This window comes from Streptomyces griseorubiginosus, from assembly GCF_017614965.1.
Lineage (GTDB): Bacteria > Actinomycetota > Actinomycetes > Streptomycetales > Streptomycetaceae > Streptomyces > Streptomyces griseorubiginosus_B.
The window spans coordinates 1-1,985 of the sequence record NZ_WVUG01000596.1 but is presented as its reverse complement, the minus strand read 5'-3'; the positions used below and the strand labels follow the sequence as shown (position 1 = coordinate 1,985).

The 1,985-nt window shown below is 75.8% G+C and carries 1 protein-coding gene; it reads left to right on the top strand.

Going from position 1 to position 1,985, the window contains the following annotated elements:
- Positions 1 to 1,728 (top strand): SpoIIE family protein phosphatase (locus GRC12_RS44020; protein WP_208786030.1); only part of this gene is annotated, 1,728 nt, incomplete at its 5' end.
- Positions 1,729 to 1,985: the final 257 nt, after the last annotated feature.

The window sequence follows — 1,985 nt, the reverse complement described above, 5'->3', positions numbered from 1 at the left end:
GCCCCGCCCGGCGCCCCCTCGGGCGCGCACCCGGTCCGGGGCTTCGTCGTCGACCCCGGGCCCGGCGCGCTCGCCGACGCCGCGGCCGATCTGCTGCCCGACGGCGTGCTGTGCCTGGACCGGCTCGGCATGATCCTGTACGCCAATCCGCGCGCCGCCCAGCTGCTGCGCTGCCCGCGGACGCGGCTGCTGGGCCGCTCGCTGTGGGAGGGCGTGCCATGGCTGAGCCAGCCGGCCTTCGAGGACCATCTGCGCGGCGCGCTGCTCTCCCCGAACCCGGTGCGCTTCCACGTCGGCAGGCCGGCCCCGGACACCGACGACGATGACACGGCGCCGTACGACGGTGCGTGGCTCGACGTGTCCGTCTACCCCGGTCCGTCCATCCTGACGTGCACGTTCCGGCCCGCGACCCGGGTGGCGGACTCGGCCGCCGACCTCGCGCCCGAACCCGGGGTGCGGCCCGGGACGTCCTCGGACCGGATGCCGTCGATGGCGCCGCTGTACCGGCCCATCGTCCTCGCGATCGCGCTGACCGAGGCGGTCACGGCGCGGCAGGTCTCCGCGGTGGTGATGCGGGAGCTGCTGCCCGCCTTCGGCGGCCGGCGACTCGCCATCTACCTGCTGCAGGACCGGCATCTCTACCTGGCCTGGGAGAGCGGTTTCCCCGCAGGGTTCCTCACCCCGTTCGAGGGCGTGGGGCTGGACGCCCATCTGCCCGGCGTGGAGACGCTCACCAGCGGCCGGCCGCTCTTCTTCGACTCCATGGACCAGCTCGCCGCCGCCTATCCCGGCATAGCGCTGGACGCCAAGGAGGGCGCCCGTGCCTTTCTGCCGCTGATCGCGTCGGGGCGGCCGGTCGGCTCCTGCATCCTGGGCTTCGACGGGCCCCGGAGCTTCAGCACCGAGGAGCGCACGGTGCTGACGGCGCTGGCCGGGCTGATCGCCCACGCCATGGAGAAGGCGCAGCGCTACGAGAGCGAGGCCGCGCTCGCGCGGGGGCTGCAGCAGGCCCTGCTGCCGCGCCGGCTCTCCGCGCATCCGCTGGTGGAGACCACGGGGCGCTATCTGCCCGGCACCCAGGGCATGGAGGTGGGCGGGGACTGGTACGACGTGGTGGAGGCCGGGGACGGGCTGGCACTGGTGATCGGGGACGTGCAGGGGCACGGTGTGCAGGCCGCCGCCACGATGGGGCAACTGCGCAGCGCCGTTCGCGCGTTCGCACTCGGGGACCGTCCGCCCGACGAGGTGCTCAGCGGGACGAACCATCTGCTGATCGACCTCGACCCGGGTCAGTTCGCGAGTTGCTGCTACATCCGGCTGGATCCCGTGTCGGGGCTGGCCAGGGCGGCCCGCGCGGGACATCCGCCGCCTCTGCTGCGCCGTCCCGACGGTCACACGGAGGTCGTGCACCTGCCCGGCGGGGTCGTGCTCGGCGTGGACCCGCAGGCGCAGTATCCGGTCGCGGAACTGCTCATCGAGCCCGGTGCCGTGCTGGCCCTGTACACGGACGGGCTGGTGGAGCGCCCGGGACTGGACATCGACGAGGGCATCTCCGCCCTGCGGGTCGCGCTGGCCCGAGCCGGCGCCCCGGCCGCCCGCCCGGGCCGCCGCCCCCTCGCCGGCGTCGCCGACCGCCTCACCGCGACGGCCCGCCACACGGCCGACCGTCCCGACGACATCGCCCTCCTGCTCGCCACGCGACGGATGGTGCGGCGAGACGGGCGGTGAGGGTCGTCCGCGCGGGTCGCGACGCCGCCGAGCCTCTGACACGCCCCTACCGGAGATCGGCGGGCGCCAGGCGGCGCGGGCAGGGCGAGCGGACGCGGGCGCACGCACACCGGAGAACCGGTGGTGCCCGGGCCTCAGCAGCCCGGGAGCGGCCCCGGCCGTCCGCGCCCCGCACCACCGGTGGGCGCCCCGCGCCCCGGCGAGCCGAACCGACGAGGGCGACACGGCAGCAGTCGGCCCCACGCCGTCCCCCAGCC